Here is a 21,164-nt window from a genome sequence, read left to right on the forward strand (position 1 = left end):
ACCCCGCCCCTGCCCCCGCCGCGCCCGCCGTGGAGGACACCGCGCAGCGCGAGCAGGAACTGCTCACCTGGACGCTGGGCGCGAAGTACGACGCCACGCAGGCCAACATCAACTTCAACGTGTACTCGTCGCGCGCCACGCGCATCGAGCTGTGGATCTACAAGACGGCCCAGGGCGCGGCGCCGGCCGTGACGTACGTGATGACGAAGAACGCGACGACCAATGTCTGGTCGAAGACGGCCTCCGTCTCCACGCTGAAGAACAGCTACGGCGTCACCGGCACCGTCTATTACGGCTACCGCGCGTGGGGCCCCAACTGGACGTACGTGTCCACCTGGAACACGACGACCAACAGCGCGCATGGCTTCGTCGCGGACGTGGACACCGCGGGCAACCGCTTCAACCCGAACAAGCTCCTGTGGGACCCGTACGCGCTGGAGCTGTCGCACGACCCGGTGAACCCCAGCAACGCGGACGCCACGGTGTTCGCGTCCGGTCCGCTGCACCGCTACAAGGACAGCGGCCCGTACGCGCCCAAGGGCATCGTGCTGGCGCCGGACACCACGGCCACCGGCACCAAGCCCACGCGCGCCTTCAAGGACGACATCGTCTATGAGGTGCACCTGCGTGGCCTGACGAAGCAGGACACCGGCTCCGGGCTGGATGCCGCCTGTCTGGGCACCTACAAGACGGCGGGCCAGAAGGCCGCGCAGCTGGCGGCGCTGGGCGTGACGGCGGTGGAGTTCCTGCCGCTGCACGAGACGGACAACGGCAACAACGACACGGTCGCGAGCACGGCGGGTGACAACTACTGGGGCTACATGAACCTCAGCTACTTCGCGCCGGACCGCCGCTACGCGTGCGACCAGACGCCGGGCGGCCCCACGCGCGAGTTCAAGTCCATGGTGAAGGCGTTCCACGACGCCGGCATCAAGGTGCTGGTGGACGTGGTCTACAACCACACCGGCGAGGGCGGCGGGTGGATCAGCGGAAACCCCAGCACGTACAACGTCATGTCGTACCGGGGCCTGGACAACCCCACGTACTACAGCCTGACGAAGGACATGCAGTTCAACTGGGACAACACGGGCGTGGGCGGCAACTTCAACACGCGCAACCCGACAGCCCGCAACGTCATCCTGCATTCGCTGTCGTACTGGAAGGACACGCTGGGCGTGGACGGCTTCCGGTTCGACCTGGCGTCGGTGCTGGGCAACATCCACGAGCACGAGACGGCCACGCACAGCGGCTACGAGTACAACCGCGACGACTCGAACACGGCGCTCAATCAAATCACCACGCAGCTGGATCCGCGTCCGGAAGGAGGCGGCGCGGGCACGGACTTCATCGCGGAGCCGTGGGCCATTGGCGGCAATTCCTACCAGGTGGGCAACTTCCCGGCGAAGTGGCGCGAGTGGAACGGCGCGTTCCGCGACACCTTCCGCAAGGACCAGAACCAGCTGGGCGTGGAGAACGTGACGCCGGGGCAGCTGGCCACGCGCTTCGCGGGCTCGTCGGACCTGTACTTCGATGACGGCCGCAAGCCGGCCGCGTCCGTGAACTTCATGGTGGCCCACGACGGCCTCACCCTGAAGGACCTGTACTCGTGCACCAACAAGAACAACAACCAGCCGTGGCCCTACGGCCCGTCCGACGGCGGCGAGGACAGCAACCACAGCTGGGACCATGGCGGCAACGCGGCGCTCCAGCGGCAGGCGGCGCGCAACGGCCTGGCGTTCCTGATGATGAGCGCGGGCGTGCCGATGATTACGGGCGGCGACGAGTTCCTGCGCACGCAGTACTGCAACAACAACGTGTACAACCTGGACTCGAACAAGAACTGGCTGGACTACGCGTGGAGCGCGGACCAGTCCAACTTCCGCCTGTTCGCCAAGAACCTCATCGCGTTCCGCAAGGCGCACCCCGCCCTGCGCCCGGCGGCGTTCTACAGCGCGTCCGACACCAACGGGAACGTGATGGAGCAGCACCGCTGGTTCAAGCCGGACGGCTTCGTGCCGGACGCGTCCTACTTCGACAGCGCGAGCAACCACGCGCTGGCGTACCGCATCGACGCGTCGGAGTTCTCCGGTGAGACGGTGAGCGCCATCTACGTCGCGTACAACGGCTGGTCCGCCGCGGTGGACTTCTTCCTGCCGTGGCCGGGCAACGGCAAGCGGTGGTACCGCGTGACGGACACCTGCTCGTGGATCGAGAGCCGGGGCGCGGATCAGGTGATGCTCAACCCCACGGACCTGGCGGGCGACGAGGGCTCCAAGTACGGCCTGTGCGGCCGGGGCGTGCTGGTGCTGGTGGCCAAGTAGCGTGAAGGCCGTGGAGGACCCGGCGCGCTGGCCGGGTCCTTCGCGGTGCAGGGGCGGGCCGGTATAAGGCCCGCATGGCCCAGGACGTCAGCGCGGTGGTGAAGCGGCTTCGGGAAGAGAACTCCTTTGAGAAGGAGACGTTCGAGGGGCTGGACCTCCAGAACGTCGACCTGGGCGACAAGGAGTTCTACCGGTGCACCTTCGTGAACTGCGAGTTGCAGGAGAGCCGGTGGAAGGAGTCGCTGCTGGAGGTGTGCGTGTTCCAGGGGTGCAACCTGACGCGCGCGAACTTCAACGCCATCCGGCTGCGGGACGTGCGCTTCGAGGGCTCGAAGCTGATGGGCATTGACTGGACGGGCGTGGCGGCGAACCCGGAGGTGAACTTCGAGGAGTGCGGCATGCCCTACAGCTCGTTCGTGGGGCTGGGCCTGCGCCAGACGTCGTTCGTGCGTTGCGTGGCGCGGGAGGCGAACTTCTTCGACATGGACCTGACGGACGCGGACTTCACCGGCGCGGACCTCACCGGCAGCAACTTCCGCGGCTGCACGCTGACCCGAACGGACTTCTCCGGCGCCACGGGCCTGGTGCTCGACCCCGCGCGGAACAAGCTGAAGGAGACGCGCATCCCGCAGGACACCGCGATGTCCGTGGTGCATGAGCTGGGCATGCGCGTGGAGGGCTACCACGCGAAGGCTGCGGGGCGCGGCGCGGCGAAGAAGACGGGGGCGAAGCGATGAGGGACGGCACGCCGTTCGATCCAGCTGCTGTCGCGCGGATCGCGGTGATGGTGAGGACGGGGCTTGTCGGGCTCCGGCAGCTCATCGCCTGGGCGGATGCGTGGGTGATGAAGCTGGATGACTCACCGCTCTGGTTGCTGGAGCTGTGCACGGCGCCCGATATCGACAGGGCTCGCGGCTTGCTCCTCGACATGCCGGACCTTCCGTTTCCGGCCAACGTGGAGGAGCAGGACGCGTGGGACGCGGACCACCTGGCGTGCCTGTTCCTCCGTTACCGGAGCGGCGGGATTTCGTGGGGGGACTTCCTCATGCGGGGAGGCCAGTACCTGGATGGCGCGAACGGCCACCGGCAGTGCGAGGAGTTCTTCATGCAGCTGGACCTGCTGGAGCGCATGGGGTTTCCGGAAGACCTGGTGCAGGCCCAGCGTGAGGACATCGAGCGCAGCCTCGTGGACGCGCTGGCGCGGATGGAGTCCGCCCATCGGCGATTCGAAGCCGAGGCACACGGGGACTAAGTGGATAGCTACAAGTTCCGAGACGAATGCAGCACCTGCCCTGTTACCGCTGTGCTCTGAATTCGTTCAGGAACACTTGGCGAGCTACTTAGCCACGTGTGCGTTGATGACCTGCCGTTCTGAACGTCCCTGCGGTAGTTATGGGACAACCTGCCATGTAGCATTCCAAGCTAGCCGCATGCAGGCTCGGGGAAGTCATGGGCAAGGGACAGGTCTCGGTCATTCTGGCGCTGCTCGCCTCCACCGCCGCTGCCCATCCTGGGGCGCTCGATGCCAGCGGGTGCCACTACGACAGGAAGCACGGTGGGTACCACTGCCACAGAGGCACGTCGACCCGGTCCTCGTCGAGCGCCTGGCCGGAGCTGTCTGCGCCCTCTCCCCTTGCGCGGGCAACTCCCACTGTGTCGCCGACGTCAAAGCCTTCCGTGCCACGCATCGACAAGGAGTCGTTGCCACCGGCTCCTGCAGTGGCGCAGCCAGTAAATGTCCCGGTGGACAAGTCCGCGCTTGCGCCATCTCGGCTTAATGCAGGTGGCACTGCAAACGCAGGTGTCCCCTCTTCGAGCGCTGTGGAGGCGCCTGAGCGCAAGCGCGATCCTGCGGACGAAGGAGCGAGTGCGCTGTGCTGCATCGGCAGCCTTCTTGCTGCGTCGTGTGGCTCCTTCTGGGCCTTCCTCAAGACCCGCAAGCGCTCCCGAGCACATTCGCAAGAACAGATGGCAGCGAAGGCCAAGGCGTCCGCAACACCGCCGCTGCCAGCTGTCAGCCCCGCCGCAAGGCCGCAACCACAGGAGGCGCTGCTCGCGCCCCAACCTCACGCTGTAGCCCCTGCCCCCCGTCGGAAGCCACCACGGTCAGGCGAGGTGGAGATCACGGCGAATTACAACGGGACCTGCACGGAATGCTCATCACCGGTCGTTCCTGGCCAAAGCATCTACTGGAGCAAGGAGTCGAGGACGACCAGACATGTCGACTGCGAAGCTGCGCGGAAGGACGATGCTGCCCGTCAGGAGTCGCAGCGGGTTGAGGCACTCCATGGTCTGATCGACCGACTCCACTCTGCGAAGGGTGCCGCGACACGGCGCAACGTGATCGCGCGGGCGGAGAAACTCGGGGTCACTCCCGAGGAGCGTCTCCAGCTCCTGCTCGAAGCCTCACGCCTGGACACCGACGACACCCTTGAGAAAGTGGAGGGCCTCAAATCCAAGGCCGTGAAGAGACGCCGGCTTGAGGAGGCGCTCGCCTCCATCCGCGCCGATGCGGTGTCGGACGAGATGCAGGCGGAACAGATCGCCTTGCTTGAGGAGGCACTCCGGATGCTGGATGGCGAATCCGCCGCCCAGTCGCCCACGTCGAGCTGACAATGCGGCAAGGAGCAGCTCGAGAACTTCGCCGCAGACTTAGGCCTGAAGTCCTCGGCCTCCACCGTGGGAAATCGGGCAATCATGCAGTGCCATGTGCCAGAGAACTCTGAGGAAAAGGCTGGAGCCATCGCCAAGGCGGTCATCGACGAGGCGATAGCGGTTCTCACTGGAGCTAAGCAGGCCGCCGAGTGTTCCTGAACGAATTCAGAGCAGAGCGGTAACAGGGCAGGTGCCTGCATTCGTCGCGGAACTTGCGGCTACCTACTTAGGAGTTCCGCGCCGGAGCTTCGTCCACGACCACGCGTCTTCGCGGGGCGACGTTCCAGAGGGCCGGCAGGTCCGCGTCACAGAAGGTGCAGACGAACCACTGTTCCTTCACCAGGTTGAGCTCGCCGCAGTGGGTGCACCGCCGGAAGGTGACGGCGTGGGTGAAGCCCGGGGGACCGCGAAGGCCAGCCCTGGTCAGCGCGAGCGAGAGCGCATCCCAGCAGTCCGTGTCCGGGCAGTAACCCGTCGATTGATTCGACGCCCCCGCGACGTCCCACCCCATCGGGGATCGCTGGAAGTGGAGTTCGCCCGCCGCCAGCACCTCCTCGCCTCCCGCGCACGCGACGTGCTCCGACCGGCGTGGCGCCAATCGCAGGCAGCCGGTGAGGTCCACGACCCAGGTCGCGCCCTCCTGGATGGCTTCCGGATGCCCCTGGAGCCAGCGGTCGAGGTCCTCGCGGGCGCGGATGGGAGCACCGGCCGGATGCGCCATCACGGCGCGGCGGATCTCCTCGGGCCCGACATAGGCGTAGGCGTACAGCTCCATCACGGTGTCTCCTGCTGAGAGTGACCGGGAGACGTCAGGGCGCGGCCGGACCGGACAAGCGTGCGCCCTGGGCCAGCCGACGGCAGGCGGAGGACTTCACCGCGAGGTACACGCGCAGGCCTGGAGCGATGGACAGCTCGCGCACGGCGGCGTGCGTGAGGCGGACCACCCAGCGGATGCCCGCCACGTCCACGTGGGTCGCGCACTCCCCTGCTCCCGCGTCCTCCAGCTTCGTCACCGTGCCTTCGAGCACGTTGCGCGCGGAGACGCCGGTCAGCGGACCGGTGGACAGGAGGATGTCCTCGGCGGGCACGGCGTAGGCAGCGCGGGTGCCGTGGGACAGCTCCGGCGCGTCCGGCACCCAGAGCGACAGGCCTTCCGTGACACGCAGCCGCGTGCTTCCAGGTGCGGGATGATCCAGCGTGCCTTCGAGGATGTTCTCCTCGGGCTCGCCGGTGAGCAGGCCGCGCGCCACCGTGCCCAGCACCGTGTCCGCCGGGCCCACGGCCTTCACGGCGCCGCCGTCCAACAGCAGGGCCTCGCGGGCCAGGGCCCGTGCTTCACCGAGCTGGTGGGTTACGTAGAGCAGGGGCACTCGCGCTTCATCGCGTACGCGCAAGAGGTACGGCAGCACGCGCTCCTTCAACGCGACGTCCAGCGCGGCCAGGGGTTCGTCCAACAGCAGCAGCGCGGGGTCGGTGGCGAGCGCCCGCGCCAGGGCGACGCGCTGCTTCTCACCACCGGACAGCGTCACCGGGTAGCGGTGCAGCAGGGGTTCCAGCTCCAGCAGGTGCACGGCTTCATCCACGCGCGACGGACGCCCGGCGCGTACACCGAAGCGCACGTTCTGTCCGGCGGTGAGGTGCGGGAAGAGCAATGCGTCCTGCGGCACGTAGCCCATGCGGCGCGCTTCCGGCGGCACGTCGATACCGGCGGACGTGTCGAGGAGCACGCGACCATCGACCACCACGCGCCCCGTGGCTCCCCGCCGCAGGCCCGCGAGCACCTCCAGCAGCGACGTCTTCCCGGAGCCCGAACGCCCCAGCACCGCCACCGACGCGGACGTGAAGCGCGCCTCGACCTCCAGCGTGAAACGCGCCAGGGGCAGCCGCAGCGACAGCTCCATCACGGGCGAGCACCTCTGACCCACGTGGCCCGCACGTTCTGCGCGGACGTGGGCTCCATCGCATCCGGCCCGTGATGCCCCCGAGTCCACGTAGTGCCCGGTATGTCCTCAGCGGACGCAGGCTCCGTCGCAGCGGGCCCAGGCACACAAGACCTCACGCGCTGTGCTGTCCCGTAACTCACGCGAGCCCCCGGGCTCCGCGACGCCGCGTCACCACTTCCGTCACGTACATGGCCCCGAACGCGAGCACCACCGCCACACCCGCGAGCTTCAGCGCCTCCGCGTCCTGCCCCACCTGCGTGCGCTGGAAGATGGCCAGGGACAGCGTCTGCGTGCTTCCGGGAATGTTTCCCGCCACCAGCACCGTGGCGCCGAACTCGCCCAACGCACGTGAGAACGCGAGCAGCGCGCCCGTCAGCACCCCGCGCCATGCGAGCGGCAGCGTCACGCGGAAGAACGCCCGCATGCGCGTGTCCCCCAACGTGCGGGCCACCGCCACCAGCCGTGGATCCACTTCCTCGAAGCCCGCGCGCGCGGAGCGCACCAGCAGCGGGAACGCCATCACCGCGCTGGCCAGCACCACCGCCTTCGGCGTGAACACCACCTCCACGCCCACCGCATCCAGCAACCGCCCCAGCACCGAGTCCCGCGCCAGCAACTCCAGCAGCACCAGGCCCACCGCCGTCGGAGGCAGCACCAGCGGCAGCGCCAGCACCGTCTCCACCACGCCGCGCCCCGGTCCCCTCCAGCGCGCGAGCGCGTAGGCCGCCGCCACACCGGGCACCAGGATGAGCGCCGTGGACAGGGCCGCCACCGCCACCGTGAACAGCACCAGCCCTGTCAGTCCCTCATCCATCACGGCGCAGCATGCCCCTTGGCCAAGGCCACACACAGACGCCGCGACAGGACATCGGAGCGAGGGAGCTCACGCGCTCGACCCAGTGCCACCCTCACGGCGCGTCCTTCCGCGTCCCAGCTCCGGACTTCGGCGTGGGCACGGCTCGCGGAACACCTGCATCAATCGTCGCGGCATGACCCGAAGCATCCGGCGCCGCCTTCACCCCGCTCACGTCCAGGAAGCCCAGCCGGCGGAACTCCTTCCGCGCGGCTTCCGTCTGGAGGAAGCGCACGAACGCGAGCCCTCCTTCCGGCGCCTTTCCCCGCGTCAACGCCGCCGCCGGATACGCGATGCGCGGTGCGTCTGCCTCCGGCACCGTGAAGGCCACGCGCACCTTCTTCGAACCCGCCGCGTCCGTCGCGTACACCACGCCCGCGTCCGCCCTCCCCGCCTCCACCGCCGCCAGCGCGGCCCTGACATCCACCGCCGGCACCACGCGCGGCGCCACGTCCGCCCACACGCCCGCCTTCGTCAGCCACGCCTTCGCGTACACGCCCGCGGGCACCGCCGCTGGCTCCGCCAGCATCACCCGCTTGAGGCCCTTCAGGTCCGCGGGCCCGGTGACCTTCAGCGCCGAGCCCGCCGGCACCACCACCACCAGCCGGTTGGACACCAGGTCCACCCGCGAGCCCGCCTGCACGAGCCCCGCCCGCTCCACCAGGTCCAGCTTCGCCTCGTCGGCGGAGAGGAAGGCATCCGCCGGAGCGCCCGCCATCACCTGACGTGCCAGGTCACTCGACGCCCCGAAGGCGAACCGCACCCGGTGTCCCGATTCCTGCTGGAACGCGGGCGCGAGCGACTCGAGTGCGTCCGTCGTGCTGGCCGCCGCGAACACCAGCACGTCCTCCGCACGCGCCGTGGACACCGACACCCAGGCCAGCAACAGCCCCCACCACGCATGTCGCATCGCACGCACCTCCAGCGGTCCGCGGCAGCCTACAAGTTGACCCGCACGCACCTCGCCGCTAATGAATACTCTGTGTCACGGAATATCCATAAAGAGGATGAAGCGCTCGCGAAGGACGTCGGCCGGATGCAGGAGCTGATGTTCTCGTTGGGCCGTCGCCGTTCACTCCGTGATCCCATCGCAAGCACCTGCGAGCAGCTCCAGTTCACGCCGCCCCAGGTGCACGCCCTGCTGTGGCTGGGCCTGGACGGCTCGCTCACCATGGGCGAGCTGGCCAAGCGACTGGGTGTCACCGAAAAGACCGTCACCGGTGTCGTGGACCGCCTGGAGCGCGAGGGCCACATCGTGCGCGAACGCGGGGACACCGACCGGCGCATCGTGCGCTGCCGGCTCACCGACAAGGGCAAACAGACCTTCGCCAAGCTCGACCGCTCCATGCACCGCTCGATGGGCGTGGTGATGGGCATGCTCGACCCCGACGACCGTCAGGCCCTCTTCCGCGTGCTGGAGAAGCTGCTCGTCAAGCTGGACTCCGCCACGCCGGACGACCCCTCCGCGTCCGGGACCTGACGCCTTCAGCGCCCGCCCGGCGCCCGCGCCCACAGCAGGCGCGGGTGCAGGAGCAGCGCGAAGGCTTCCCTCACCGTCCAGTACGCCCGGTCCACCGCGCGCATCCGCCCGTCGATGGGCGCCGGACTCGTGACCACCTCCAGCCCCTCGCGCCGGAAGCACTGCCTGGCGCGCAGCAGGTGATACGGGTCGGAGACCACCACCACCCGGCGCGCCCCACGCTCGCGCAGCACGCGGGAGCTGAACCGCGCGTTGTCCTGCGTGGAGTGGCTGTCCTCCTCCAGCACGCACGCGGACGCGGGCACGCCCGCCGCCACCGCCAGCTCGCGCATCACGCGCGCCTCGGACGGAGGATGGGTGCCCACGCCCCCGGACAACAGCACCCAGGGCGCCACGCCCCGGCGGTACAGCGCCGCCGCCTGCTCCACGCGCGCCACCAGTGCACCGGACGGCACACCGCCCGGCAGCACCCGCGCGCCCAGCACCACCAGCGCGTCCGCCTCCATCACCTGCTCGCGACGGCCGAAGCGGTCCACCCACCAGGCCAGGCCGAACACGCCGCCCGTGAGCACGCCCGCGCAGAGGAGGACCGCCCGGCGCGCACGTCCGGGTCTGGGAAGCAGGGCAAGGGGCCGCACCGGCGGGACCCTAGTCCTGCACCGGACATCGCGCGGCCCCGGATACACCTTCACTGAAGCACTGTGTCCGCGATAACAGGTTTCACCGTGTTGGGGCCGACGGACGACCCGGTGAATTGTCGCGATGCGTATCGTCCGGCAGGGGGTCTCAAGACACAATGCGAGAGACGACCCGGCCGGGGTCCGCGGTGAACCGGAGCGGCCGGTGGGAGGCATACGGATGGATGTCAAAGGCGTCGCGTTCCTGGCACGGCAGACCATGATGGTGCAGGCCTTCGGCGAACCGGCGTGGAAGTCCTTCGTCGCGGAGCAGGCGAAGCGGGACCCCATCTTCGGACAGCTCATCATGCCCGTGTCGCGCATCCCGGCGGACGCCTTCCTGCGCTTCAACGAGGCCATGACCCAGCGCTTCTACGGCGGCGACACCAAGGCCTACTGGCAATACGGCATCAAGTCCGCCGAGTACGCGCTGGGCCAGGGCCAGCTCAAGACGATGTTCGGCAAGGACGACTTCCGCCGCTTCGCCCTGTTCACCCCCGGCATCTGGAAGGGCTACTTCACCGAGGGCGAGCTGACCGCGCAGCTGCAGGGCGACACCGTGGAGCTGCGCATCACCGGCGTGCCCCGGCCGCACGTCTACTTCGAGCTCGCCGTGATGGGCTTCGCCGCGGGGGGCCTCGCGTACCTGAGCGGCCGCAAGGAGATCCACCACGAGGTCCTGAAGGGCTTCAGCAAGGGGGACATGGAGGTCCTCTACCGCTTCACCCTGCCCACCGCCGCCCCGTAGGGACTCAGGGCGCCGCGGCCGCCGTGGCGGCACCCGCGGGAGCCGCGCCCGCCGGAGCCACGACGGGCGTGGGCTCGGGGGCGAGCCGCAGGTCCGCCACCACCGGGTAGTGGTCGGACACGCCCACGCGCAGCACGCGCGTGGCCACCGGGGTGAACGCGCCGCACGCCATCACGTAGTCAATGCGCAGGGACGGCAGGAACAGCGGCATCGGGTAGGTGCCCGTCCCGTCGGAGCGGGTGACGCGCGCCACGTCCTGGAGCTGGCGGCGCAACAGGCGCACCGGGCGCGAGTCCGGGTCGTCGTTCAAGTCCCCCATCAAGAGCCGGGGCCGGGTGTCCTTCGCCAGCAGGTGGGAGATGAAGACGCTCTGGCGCACGCGCGCCGCGCCGTTGAAGGGCCGGCGGATGAGGTGCGTGGCGTAGACGCTCACCTCGCGCCCGTCCACGTCCAGCACGGCGTGCGCCAGCGTGCGCGGCTCCGCGCCCCTGGGCGTGGGCAGCGGGTACTGCGCCAGGGACGCCAGCGGATAGCGCGACAGGAGCGCGATGCCGTACGCGCCGCCATACAGCCGCGTGGTGCCGAAGTGCGCGCGGTACTTCAGGCCGGTGAGCGCCGACAGCCGCTCCACCTGGTCCTCGCCGTGCGCGCGCGTGGAGCCCACGTCCACCTCCTGCAGCGCGACGACGTCCGGGCCCTCCTGGCGGATGACGGCCGCCACCTGCTCCAGGCCCTTCAGGCCGGACTGGATGTTGAAGGTCATCACCCGCAGGGCGCCCGCGTCGCGCTTGGGGGCCACGGCGACGGGCGTGGTGCCCGAGGACAGGGTGGGACGCACCGCGGAACCGGAGGCACAGGCCAGCGATCCCGCGACGAACAAGGCGGTCAGGAGGGAGCTCGTTCGCATCAAGGGGGGCGAGGGTATGCCGCCCGCCCTCGCGCTGTCGTCCCGCCCCCCGGGGCCCGGCTGGAGAGCAGCCGGGCTTCAGGCCTGCGTTCAGCCCTGGCGGGACTGACGGCGGCGGCGCGCGCCCAGCGCCGCGAACACGGCGAGGAGCACCGCCGGCGCGCCGCTGGTGGCGGAGCAGCCGCCCCCGTCCTCCTCCGGAGCGACGGGGTCCTTGCCGCCGGTGATGACGACGTCCAGCGTGGCGTTGGCGTGCGCGTCCCCGCCCTGGTTGTTGTCGCCGTTCACGGAGTTGCCCGCGGCGTACACCTTGAGCGTGCCGTTGGTGGCGGGAGCCACCAGCGAGAAGTCGAAGCGCGCCGAGCCGCCGCTGGAGACCTTGGGCAGCGAGTGCGTCAGCTCGCCGTTCAGCACCTTCGTGCCCGAGCCCGCGGTCAGCGTCGCGCCGTCCACGCCGCCCGTGGCCACGTTCATGCCCGCCTTCGCGCCGGGGCCACCGGTGATGATCAGCGAGTACTGGCCCGTCTCGCCCGCCGTCAGCGCCGTGGGACCTTCCAGCGTCACGGTGGGGGTGCTCGTCCCGCCGCTGTGGCAGCCGGACGCGGTGCAGGACATGCCGCTCTGCTTGCCACTGCGCCCGCTGACGCCGGTGGAGTTGGCGAACGCGGAGCTGGCGACAAGGCACACCACGGCCGCGCCCACGGACGGAAGAATGGACCGCATGAAATGAACCTCCTGGGGGGAACTCAGGAAAAAAGGGGAGGCTCCCTTGTAGCGCAGCGCGGCGAGGAGTGCAGCAGGCGACATTCCCCTGTGTCGCGGGGGCTGGGCGTACCGCGCCCTACAGCCAGGCGAAGGCGTCGTGGAACGCCTTCTGCCCGCCGTGCTCCAGCACCTCACCGTGGCAGACGACGATGCGCTCCACGTCCCACTTCAACGCACGTTGGATGGAGGCGCGCGCGGCCTCCTTGTCCTTCATGAGCAGGCGCTCCAGGACCGTGGGGGCCAGCCGTTTCCAGGCGCGGTTGGCCTTGAGGTACAGGCGCAGCAGCAGCGAGTCCGCGTGGTGGAAGTGGAAGGCCAGGTCGGTGATGAGCAGCGTGCGGCTGGGCCGGTGGAAGAAGAGGAACTCGTTCACCCGGGGCATGCCGCGGATGTGCATCTGCTCCAGCACCGGGGCCCAGGCGGGGTCGGGCGTGTCGTCCAGCTCCTGGTCGATGCGGAGCGCCGGCTGCTTCACGCGCAGCCCCGAGGGCGCCACCACCCGGGCGTCCGGGAAGGCCGCGGCCCAGTCCGGCAGGTGCACATGGTGGAAGAGGTTGGGGGCCACGAGGAAGCGCACCTTCCCCAGGGCCTCCACGGCGGCCCGCCGCTCCGGCGTGAAGGCGACGGGCGAGTGCACCCACAGCCCGCCGTCCGGCAGGCGGAGGACCGTCATGCGGCCGCCCAGGTCGAGCCCTCCCATGGAGAAGGCGGCATCGAACACGTGGACGTCGTCAGCGAGCTTGCGGGGCGCGGTGTCAGGGGGCGTGGGCATGGCGGGTCCTTTTCCAAGCATGGCGGGCGTTCCCGGGACGAGTCCGGCCTCGGTCCGGCGTTGATTTCCGGAACATCCCAGCGTAGGCAACCCCCCACTTTCCATCCCCTAGCAAGGTGCCCAGCACATGGCCGAGAAGCTCACGCCCCGCGAGAAGGGCTTTTCCGAGTGGTACGTCGACCTGGTCCAGAAGGCGAAGCTCGCCGACTACTCGGACGTGAAGGGCTGCATGGTCATCCGCCCCAACGGCTACGCGCTGTGGGAGAACATCCAGCGGGTGATGGACAAGATGTTCAAGGACACGGGCGTGAAGAACGCCTACTTCCCGCTGCTCATCCCGGAGAGCTACCTCAAGAAGGAAGCCGAGCACGTGGAGGGCTTCAACCCGCAGCTGGCGGTCGTCACGCACGCGGGTGGCTCGAAGCTGGAGGAGCCGCTGGTCATCCGGCCCACGTCCGAGACCATCATCAACCGCAGCTTCTCCAAGTGGATCCAGAGCTACCGCGACCTGCCCTTGCTGGTGAACCAGTGGGCCAACGTGATGCGCTGGGAGATGCGCACGCGCCTGTTCCTGCGCACCACGGAGTTCCTCTGGCAGGAGGGCCACACCTGCCACGAGACGGAAGCCGACGCGGAGGAGCGCACGCTCCAGATGCTGGAGGTCTACCGCACGTTCGCGGAGGACTACATGGCCATGCCGGTGCTGCCGGGGCGCAAGTCGGAGTCGGAGAAGTTCGCCGGCGCGCTGCGCACGTACAGCATCGAGGCGATGATGCAGGACAAGAAGGCGCTCCAGGCGGGCACCAGCCACAACCTGGGCCAGAACTTCGCCAAGGCCTTCGACACCACGTTCCAGGGCCGTGACGGCAAGGTGCACCACGTGTGGCAGACGTCGTGGGGCTCCTCCACGCGCCTCATCGGCGGGCTCATCCTCACGCACTCGGATGACGCGGGCCTCGTGGTGCCGCCGAAGATCGCCGCCACGCACGTGGTCATCATCCCCATCGCGGGCAAGGCGACGGACGTGGAGAAGACGCAGGTGATGGAGAAGTCGCACGCGCTGGCCGCGGACCTGCGCAAGGCGGGCCTGGGCGTGGTGGTGGACGACGACGAAACGAAGGGCCCGGGCTTCAAGTACAACGAGCACGAGCTCATCGGCACGTGTCTGCGCATCGAGCTGGGGCCCAAGGACCTGGCCAAGGGCTCGTGCGTGATGGTGCGCCGCGACCTGCGCCAGAAGGAGTTCGTGTCGCTGGACGAGGCCGTGGCCAAGGCCCAGACGATGCTGGACCAGATGCAGAAGGACCTGTTCCAGAAGGCGAAGGACTTCCGCGACTCGCACACCTTCGAGGTCAACTCCTACGAGGAGCTGAAGGCGAAGGCGGAGGACGGCTTCCTGCTGGCGCACTGGGACGGCGACCCGAAGACGGAGGCGCGCATCAAGGAGGAGACGGGCCTCACCACCCGCTGCCGCCCGTTCAGCCTCAAGCAGGAGCCGGGCAAGTGCGTGATGACCGGCAACCCGTCGCAGGGCCGCATCGTGTTCTCCAAGGCGTACTGAAGCCTTCCTGGAGCGCGGTACCCGCGGGGCTGGGAGGCGACTCCCGGCCCCGTTGTCTTTTCAGCCGTCAGCCGGCGGCGAGCAGGCCGCGCTTTTTCGGGAGGAAGGTGGCCACCGGCTCCGGCTTGCCCGCGACGGGCAGCGGGGCGGCGGCCTCGAAGTCGAAGGCGTCCTGGCAGCGCTCGCGCGTGGCGTGGGAGACGAGCACCGGGGCGCCGACCTTCTTCGTCAGGCCCTCGATGCGGCTGGCCAGGTTCACCGCGTCGCCGATGACGGTGTACTCGCGGCGCTGTTCGCTGCCCACGGCGCCCACCACCACGCGGCCGGTGTGCACGCCCACGCCGATGCTCAGGGGGAATTCACCCCGGGCGGCGCGCTCCTGGTTGAGCGTGTCCAGCGCGTCCAGCATGGCCAGCGCGCACGACACGGCGGCGGCCGGGTGGCCGGGCTGCTCCAGGGGCGCGCCGAAGTACGCGAGGATGCCGTCGCCCATGAACTTGTCGAGCGTGCCGCCGTGGCGGAACACCACCTCCACCATGCGCGACAGGTACTCGTTGAGCAGCGCCACCACCTGGGGGCTGTCCATCTGGTCCGACAGCGTGGTGAAGCCGCGGATGTCGGAGACGAGCAGCGTCACCTCGCGGTGCTCGCCGGCCTCGCCGTCCGTGCCCCGCTCCGAGATGCGCCGCGCGACCTCCGGGGAGAAGAAGCGGCCCAGCCGCTCGCGCTGCATCTCCTCGCGCACCACGTCCGTGACCAGTCCCAGCACCGTGCGGCTGATGAAGAAGGCCACCGAGGACGCGAGCACCATCACCAGCACCATGCCGGGCAGGAACTGGGAGGCGGGCAGCCCCGCGCCCAGGGTCAGCAGGGCCACCGCGACGATGCCCAGCGCCGTGGCCGCCGCGACGATGAGCCGCGACAGCGTCACCATGGACACGATGACCACCAGCACCAGGTACACGCCCAGGGTGAGCAGCGCGATGGGCACTCCGTTGGCCGAGCCCTGGATGGACCATTCCTGGAGGAAGTAGATGAGCGGCATGTCCAGGAACGCCACGCTCAGCGCCGGCCGCCGCAGCAGGGCCGGCATCCGGCGCGCGCCCGCCCACAGCAGGAAGGCCAGCGCGATGTAGCCGCCGAGCACGCCGCGGGACACGTGCCAGTCATCCACCAGGGCCAGCACCAGCCACGCCGTCGTGGCGGTGATGCGCGTCACGTTGAGCCAGGCCCCGACGTCCGCGCGCCACTCGTCCAGGCGCCCGCGCAGGGTGGATTCAACATGGGCATGGGAGAACAGGGACCGCATGTCCCGGGGAGGCTACCCCACGCGTGGGGCCCTCTCCAGGCGGCGCCCTTCCTGCGTTAGGGTCCCCGTGCATGGCGAGCATCGGGCACGTGGCGGTGGGCATGGCGCTGGGGCGCTACGAGACGGGGACGGGCGCGCCCTGGCGGCGGCGGGTGGCGGAGATGGCGTTCCTGTCGCTGCTCGCCCTCCTTCCCGACGCGGACGTGGTGGCGTTCGCGCTGCGCATCCCCTACGCGGCGACGTGGGGGCACCGCGGTGCGTCGCACTCGTTCGTCTTCGCGGCGGGGGTGGCGCTCGGGGTGGCCGCGCTGGCCCGGTGGAAGGGGGAATCCGCCACGCGCTGGGGCCTCCTGGCGCTGGCGGCGGTGGGCAGCCACGGCATCCTGGACACGCTCACGGACGGCGGGCTGGGCGCGGCGCTCTTCTGGCCCGTCTCCAACGCGCGCGTCTTCGCGCCGGTGCGGCCGCTGCCGGTGGCGCCCATTGGCGCGGGCATGCTGTCCGCGCGAGGCCTGTACGTGAGCGGCGTGGAGTTCCTCGTGTTCCTGCCCGCCTGGGTCTACGCGCTGTGGCCCCGGAAGGCGCGCGCGGCCCGAAGTGTCCAGGTTCCCTGACATGCGCCTGTTCACCGCCGTGACGCTGGGAGAGGCCCTCACCGCCGAAACCGGGCGAGGCATCGAGCGCCTGCGCGCGCTCGCACCGGACGCGAAGTGGGTGAAGCCGGAGGGCGTGCACCTGACGCTGCTCTTCCTGGGCGACGTGGACGACAGCCGCCTGCCGGAGCTGCGCGACGCGCTGGAGCCGGTGGGGCTGTACCACGCGCCGTTCGTGCTGTCGGTGGCGGGCGGCGGCACGTTCGGCCCGCCTTCGCACCCGCGCGTGCTCTGGGCGGACGTGCGTGGGGACATCGCCGCGCTGAAGGCGCTCCAGGCGGACGTGGCGCGAGCGCTGGAACCCCTGGGCTTCACGTCCGAGCACGGCGAGTACATCGCGCACCTGACGCTGGCCCGGGCCCGGCCACCGCGCGGGGACCCGGCGCTGGCGGCGTGCGCGCACGAGCTGCAGGGCGCGTCCTGGGGCGAGGGGCGCGTGGACCGGCTGGTGCTGTTCGAGAGCACGAAGGGCCACTACGTGCACCGGCTGGAGGTGCCGCTGGAGCGCGGCTAGCAGGCGCGCAGGGACTCCGCCACGGCCACGGCCGCCGGCAGCGTGACGGTGAGCAGCGTGCCCCGGCCCTCGCGGCTCTCCGCGCGCAGCGTGCCGCCCAGGCCGGTGACGATGGTGTGGCTCACGGACAGGCCCAGGCCGGTGCTGTTGGGGCGCGCGGTGGCGAAGGGCTCGAAGATGTGCGCGAGCGCGTCCTGGGACAGGCCCTTGCCGGAGTCCTGCACCTCCACCACCACCTCGCCGTCCTCGCTGGTGTAGGCCGCCACGCGCAGCACGTTGTGCGCGGCGTCCTGGGCGTCCATCTGCTGCAGGGCGTTGAGCAGCAGGTTGAGGAAGAGCTGGGTGAGGCGCGCCTCGTCCGCGTCCACCGTGGGCAGGTCGTGGAAGTCCCGCTCCAGCCGCGCGCGGTGCTGCAATTCACCTCGCAGGAGCTTGAGCGCGTTCTCCAGCACCGGCTGCACGGCCACGCGGGCGCGGTGCTCCGGCGGCTTGCGCGACAGCGTGCGCAGGTCCTGCACGATGTGCTTGAGCCGGGTGGCGCCCTCCACCGTCTCGCCCAGCGCCTCCATCATGTCCTCCAGGTCCGCGCGCGGCAGGGGCGTGCCGTTGAGCAGCGGCTGCTTCAGCCGGTCCATCTCCTCGCGGATGTACGAGAGGTTCGCCAGCACGAAGGCCAGCGGGTTGTTCATCTCATGGCCCACCGCCGCCGCGAGCGAGCCCAGCGCGGACAGCCGGTCCGCCTGGAACAGCCGCGCCTCCATCTGCTTGCGCAGCGTCACGTCGCGCGCGAACACGCGCAGGCCCGGCGGGTCCCACAGCTGCGCGACGGTGAGCTCCCAGTAGCGGCCGTCCAGGTGCACCGTGGGCGCGGGCTCTCCCGGGGGCGCGCCGCGCCACGCCCAGGTGAGCGCCGCGTGCACCAGCGGGTGCTCGGCGCCCTTCTCCACCAGGTCCTGGAACGCCACGTGGGTGGCGGGGTTCGCGAACCGCAGCTCCCCGTCCATGCCCAGCTCCAGCAGCGGCTCCGGGTGCAGCAGCGGGAACGACGCCAGCCGGTACAGCGGGTCCTCCAGCGCGCGCAGGCCGCTGACGTCGCGCACCAGCAGGCCCAGCCGCACGCTCGTGTCCCCGGGCGAGGGCACGCAGGGGGTGATTTCGGCCGCGTAGACGCGCTCGTCGCCGTCCACGGTGAGCCGGTACTCCAGCCGGCCGTCGGAGCCGCCCCGGAGCACGGCCTGGAGCAGGGACATGAGCGGCTTGCTCGCCGCGGTGCCCAACGACTCCTCCAGCTTGCGCCCCTCCGCGCCGCGCACATCCAGGCCAAAGGCCCGGCCGGACGGGGACCACAGCCTGAGGCAGCGGCCCTCCGCGTCCAGCTCACCGGCCAGGTACTCCGCGCCGGACGAGGGGCGCGGGCTGGACACGGGCGCGCCCGGCCCGGGCGAGCGCACGAAGCCCTCCACCCGGAAGGGGCCCATGAGCATCTCCAGGCCCGCGCCGTCGGTGTTCATCCGGGTGAGGACGGAGATGAGCGCCTGCGCGTCCGCCTCCGGCAGCCTCTTGGTGAGGATGAGGCCGTCGGCGAGCGTGGAGATGGTGAAGAGGAACGGCATGAGCAGCGGTGCGTCCGCGCCCAGGTACGACGTCAGCGTGGCGCGCATGGCGTGCGCGTCCGTGTGGTTGCAGAAGAGCGCGCACACGTCCGACTCGCCGCGCAGCACCGCGTCCAGCGCCTTGCGGTAGGTGCCCAGGAAGCGCTGCTCGGAGAAGAGGGTCTCCGGGCGCAGGCCCAGCGACTCCAGGTGGCGCACCGGCAGCAGGTGCCCGCCGGTGGAGCGCTGCGCCACCCACGCCACGCGCTTGCCCCGCAGCGTCTCCAGCGTCAGCGGCGCGTCCGCGCGGCAGATGAAGGCGGAGTGGTAGTGGTGGCTCCCCGAGCGCACCGCGCGCAGCACCGCCCGCGCCTGCGGCTCGAAGGCGTCGCACTGCTCGGCGGTGCCCCAGGCCATCTCCACCCGGCCCGCCGCGAGCTCCGCCTCCAGGAACTCGTAGGTGGGCGCCATGGACATCACCACCGGGCGGCCCATGCGCTCCGACAGCGCTCGCGCGAACAGCTCCACGCGCACGTGCTCCCGTACCTCGCCCAGCGAGGGGTAGAGCAGGCAACGGATGGGAGCATTCGATGCGGTCACGACGAGTTCCTCCGATAGCCCCCCTCTCCCGAACGCACGGAAAGTCGGCGCGCGGGTGTTCTGTAGCTACCTGAATTTTTCCGAAATTGCCACATTATTCTGGAATCGCTGTAATACGTAGCTTCCCCAGGTCTACCACGCTTTGACCCAGGGTCTGTGGGGACCGAGGCGCACGGTGTGTGAAATCCCGCTCTATCGGGGCTGGCACCGGGGCTGCACTGGGGGTGGGTGGACGGGTGCAACCCATGGAAGGAACAGACGGATGACCAGGATTCTCCGGGGACTGTGGCTCCTGGCCCTCGTGCTGGTGGTGGCGGCGTGGCTGGTGGGCCGCGAAACGCAGGCGGCGCCGCGCGTGGCGCAGGGCGTGGTGGAGAAGGTGCGTCACGGGGACGTGGTGTTCCAGACGTCGGGATCACGCCAGTCGAAGGCCATCCAGGTGGCCACGCACAGCCCGCTGTCGCACGTGGGGCTGGTGGAGGTGACGCCGGACGGCGTGTTCGTGGTGGAGGCGGTGCAGCCGGTGAAGCGCACGCCGTTCGCGCAGTGGAAGGCGCGCGGGGTGAAGGGGCGGCTGTTGGTGATGCGGCCGCAGGGGGTGGATGACGCGGCGAAGGCGCGGGCGGTGGCGGAGGCGAAGCGGCACCTGGGCAAGCCGTACGACGCGCTCTTCGGGTGGGGGGACGAGGCGATGTACTGCTCGGAGCTGGTGCGCAAGGCGTACGCGGCGGGAGCCGGCGTGGAGTACGGCAGGCTGGAGCGGTTGGGGGACCTGGACGTGGCGGGATTGAAGCGGGAGATCTCCGAGCGCTACCGGGGTCCGGTGCCGATGGACCTGGAGCTGGTGACACCGGCGAACCTGGCGGCGGATGGCCGGCTCGCGGTGGTGCATTCGGACTTCCCCACGGCGCCCTGAGACCGCGCCGTCACGGTGGGGCCAGGCGCCCCACCGTGACGCCGTGTCTCAGCGCTTCACCCGCAGGACCTGGAACCCCTTCCCTCCCGTTCCGAAGCCCTTCAGGTTCTCCGCCCGCACCACCAGGTCGCCGTTGGGAAGCACGCCCCAGACCTCCGCGCGGGCCATGGACGTGCTCCCGGCCCGCTCGTATCTCCGGGCCTCGAGCCAGGCCACGCCGTCCGTGCTGGTGAAGAGGCGCGCGTACACGTCCGACGCGGGCTGCACATCGCCAACATCCGCCCTCGCCGTTCCCAGCACGAAGCCGCCTCCGGACAGTGCCTCCAGCGAGTACGCCGGACCCGGCAACGTCATCAGCGCGTCCACCCGTCCGCTCGCGTACACGCGCAGGAGCTTCGGGTGCTCCGGTTCGTAGAGCGTGGACTGCCCGAGCAGCAGCTCTCCTCCGGACAGCACCGCCCCCGTCACCGCGTTGGCCGCGTAGCCGCCCATCACCTTCGTCCAGGTGCGGCCCCCATCCGTCGAGCGCGCCACCGCTGCCTGCGTGCTGCTGCTCCCGAACGTGGCCCACAGCACGCTCCGCGTCGCATCCGCGTAGAGCGCCGTGCCGTGCCGGTGGTCCTGGAACGTGGCCCGGACCGACCACGTCGCACCGCCGTTCGTGCTGGCCCACAGCCGCAGCGGCGTGTTCGCGGAGGTGAACGTCTGGTACTCCAGGAAGAACACCGTGTTGCCCAGCTCCGCGAAGCTCGCGGGCGACATGGCGCGGTAGTTCCCCAACGCGGCCACGTCCGCCCACGTCGCACCGCCATCCGTGGAGCGCTCCAGGTGGTAGCTGCCGCCGCGGCTCATCTGCGCCAGCAGCGTCCCGTCCTTCAGGGCCGTCATCACCCAGAAC

21 protein-coding genes and 1 pseudogene are annotated in these 21,164 nt (G+C 70.1%); 11 read left to right on the forward strand and 11 right to left on the reverse strand.

Translation table 11 applies throughout. The features are described 5' to 3' along the window. The 5 genes and pseudogenes from D7W81_RS26305 to D7W81_RS43660 all read left to right on the forward strand — a co-directional run. On the forward strand, positions 1-2,321 hold a 2,321-nt coding region (locus D7W81_RS26305; RefSeq protein WP_147445627.1), incomplete at its 5' end, for an isoamylase. Positions 2,322-2,395: 74 nt separating this feature from the next. Continuing rightward, a complete protein-coding gene (locus D7W81_RS26310) occupies positions 2,396-3,058 on the forward strand; it encodes a pentapeptide repeat-containing protein (RefSeq protein ID WP_120558142.1) in 663 nt (220 codons plus the stop codon). After that, a complete protein-coding gene (locus D7W81_RS26315) occupies positions 3,055-3,573 on the forward strand; it encodes a hypothetical protein (RefSeq protein ID WP_120558143.1) in 519 nt (172 codons plus the stop codon). The genes D7W81_RS26310 and D7W81_RS26315 overlap by 4 nt, the downstream gene beginning before the upstream one ends. A 197-nt stretch (positions 3,574-3,770) precedes the next feature. Next, positions 3,771-3,884 (forward strand): annotated as a pseudogene (locus D7W81_RS44440) (YHYH domain-containing protein); the annotation flags it as partial. Between the two features lie 552 nt (positions 3,885-4,436). Next, positions 4,437-4,934 (forward strand): hypothetical protein, encoded by a 498-nt coding sequence (locus tag D7W81_RS43660; protein WP_244227441.1) that lies wholly within the window; start codon positions 4,437-4,439, stop codon positions 4,932-4,934. 268 nt (positions 4,935-5,202) lie between these two features. Here D7W81_RS43660 and D7W81_RS26325 read toward each other — a convergent pair whose 3' ends face one another. The 4 genes from D7W81_RS26325 to modA all read right to left on the reverse strand — a co-directional run bounded on the left by D7W81_RS26325 (position 5,203) and on the right by modA (position 8,682). Further along, complete coding sequence (locus tag D7W81_RS26325) at positions 5,203-5,751, reverse strand: hypothetical protein (RefSeq protein ID WP_120558145.1); 549 nt, start codon at positions 5,749-5,751, stop codon at positions 5,203-5,205. Between the two features lie 34 nt (positions 5,752-5,785). Further along, positions 5,786-6,877: a molybdenum ABC transporter ATP-binding protein gene (gene modC / locus D7W81_RS26330; protein ID WP_120558146.1), complete on the reverse strand. Its 1,092-nt coding sequence runs from the start codon at positions 6,875-6,877 to the stop codon at positions 5,786-5,788. A 178-nt stretch (positions 6,878-7,055) separates the two neighbouring features. Beyond that, positions 7,056-7,733 carry a molybdate ABC transporter permease subunit gene (gene modB, locus D7W81_RS26335; RefSeq protein ID WP_120558147.1) on the reverse strand — a complete coding sequence of 226 codons (678 nt, stop codon included), beginning with the start codon at positions 7,731-7,733 and terminating at the stop codon, positions 7,056-7,058. A 94-nt stretch (positions 7,734-7,827) separates the two neighbouring features. Beyond that, complete coding sequence (gene modA / locus D7W81_RS26340) at positions 7,828-8,682, reverse strand: molybdate ABC transporter substrate-binding protein (RefSeq protein ID WP_120558148.1); 855 nt, start codon at positions 8,680-8,682, stop codon at positions 7,828-7,830. 126 nt (positions 8,683-8,808) lie between these two features. Here modA and D7W81_RS26345 point away from each other — a divergent pair, with 126 nt between their 5' ends. After that, on the forward strand, positions 8,809-9,252 hold the full coding sequence (locus D7W81_RS26345; protein ID WP_244227443.1) for a MarR family winged helix-turn-helix transcriptional regulator: 444 nt from the start codon (positions 8,809-8,811) through the stop codon (positions 9,250-9,252). A 5-nt stretch (positions 9,253-9,257) separates the two neighbouring features. Here D7W81_RS26345 and D7W81_RS26350 read toward each other — a convergent pair whose 3' ends face one another. Beyond that, on the reverse strand, positions 9,258-9,890 hold the full coding sequence (locus D7W81_RS26350; RefSeq protein ID WP_120558150.1) for a YdcF family protein: 633 nt from the start codon (positions 9,888-9,890) through the stop codon (positions 9,258-9,260). A 220-nt stretch (positions 9,891-10,110) separates the two neighbouring features. Here D7W81_RS26350 and D7W81_RS26355 point away from each other — a divergent pair, with 220 nt between their 5' ends. Next, positions 10,111-10,677: a hypothetical protein gene (locus D7W81_RS26355; RefSeq protein ID WP_120558151.1), complete on the forward strand. Its 567-nt coding sequence runs from the start codon at positions 10,111-10,113 to the stop codon at positions 10,675-10,677. A gap of 4 nt (positions 10,678-10,681) precedes the next feature. Here the strand turns inward: D7W81_RS26355 and D7W81_RS26360 are convergent, their stop codons facing one another. From D7W81_RS26360 to D7W81_RS26370, 3 genes are all read right to left on the reverse strand, one after another. Further along, positions 10,682-11,584, reverse strand: coding sequence for an endonuclease/exonuclease/phosphatase family protein (locus D7W81_RS26360; RefSeq protein ID WP_120558152.1), 903 nt, complete (start codon positions 11,582-11,584; stop codon positions 10,682-10,684). A 90-nt stretch (positions 11,585-11,674) separates the two neighbouring features. Continuing rightward, on the reverse strand, positions 11,675-12,307 hold the full coding sequence (locus D7W81_RS26365) for an MXAN_6652 family MXYO-CTERM-anchored protein (protein WP_120558153.1): 633 nt from the start codon (positions 12,305-12,307) through the stop codon (positions 11,675-11,677). Between the two features lie 118 nt (positions 12,308-12,425). Next, positions 12,426-13,121 carry a DUF4336 domain-containing protein gene (locus D7W81_RS26370; protein WP_120558154.1) on the reverse strand — a complete coding sequence of 232 codons (696 nt, stop codon included), beginning with the start codon at positions 13,119-13,121 and terminating at the stop codon, positions 12,426-12,428. A 127-nt stretch (positions 13,122-13,248) separates the two neighbouring features. Between D7W81_RS26370 and proS the strand changes: the two genes are divergently transcribed. Continuing rightward, a complete protein-coding gene (proS, locus tag D7W81_RS26375) occupies positions 13,249-14,682 on the forward strand; it encodes a proline--tRNA ligase (RefSeq protein ID WP_120558155.1) in 1,434 nt (477 codons plus the stop codon). 67 nt (positions 14,683-14,749) lie between these two features. Here proS and D7W81_RS26380 read toward each other — a convergent pair whose 3' ends face one another. Beyond that, on the reverse strand, positions 14,750-15,991 hold the full coding sequence (locus tag D7W81_RS26380; RefSeq protein WP_120558156.1) for an adenylate/guanylate cyclase domain-containing protein: 1,242 nt from the start codon (positions 15,989-15,991) through the stop codon (positions 14,750-14,752). Positions 15,992-16,062: 71 nt separating this feature from the next. Between D7W81_RS26380 and D7W81_RS26385 the strand changes: the two genes are divergently transcribed. Together D7W81_RS26385 and thpR are read left to right on the forward strand one after the other, a co-directional pair. Continuing rightward, positions 16,063-16,605, forward strand: a complete 543-nt coding sequence (locus D7W81_RS26385; protein WP_120558157.1) for a metal-dependent hydrolase — start codon at positions 16,063-16,065, stop codon at positions 16,603-16,605. 1 nt (position 16,606) lies between these two features. Next, entirely contained in the window at positions 16,607-17,158 is a 552-nt protein-coding gene (gene thpR / locus D7W81_RS26390) for an RNA 2',3'-cyclic phosphodiesterase (protein ID WP_120558158.1), read from the forward strand. Here thpR and D7W81_RS26395 read toward each other — a convergent pair. Further along, positions 17,155-19,350 carry a PhnD/SsuA/transferrin family substrate-binding protein gene (locus D7W81_RS26395; protein WP_120558159.1) on the reverse strand — a complete coding sequence of 732 codons (2,196 nt, stop codon included), beginning with the start codon at positions 19,348-19,350 and terminating at the stop codon, positions 17,155-17,157. The two genes, thpR and D7W81_RS26395, sit on opposite strands and share 4 nt — an antisense overlap. 262 nt (positions 19,351-19,612) lie before the next feature. Here D7W81_RS26395 and D7W81_RS26400 point away from each other — a divergent pair, with 262 nt between their 5' ends. Beyond that, the gene (locus D7W81_RS26400; RefSeq protein ID WP_244227442.1) at positions 19,613-20,266 is read left to right on the forward strand and encodes a YiiX/YebB-like N1pC/P60 family cysteine hydrolase; all 654 of its coding nucleotides are present in this window, start codon (positions 19,613-19,615) and stop codon (positions 20,264-20,266) included. 48 nt (positions 20,267-20,314) lie between these two features. On the opposite strand, the gene D7W81_RS26405 is transcribed toward D7W81_RS26400, so the two are convergent. After that, a partial coding sequence (locus D7W81_RS26405; RefSeq protein ID WP_368773751.1) for a WD40/YVTN/BNR-like repeat-containing protein occupies positions 20,315-21,164 on the reverse strand: 850 nt, incomplete at its 5' end.

Source organism: Corallococcus aberystwythensis (assembly GCF_003612165.1).
GTDB lineage: Bacteria > Myxococcota > Myxococcia > Myxococcales > Myxococcaceae > Corallococcus > Corallococcus aberystwythensis.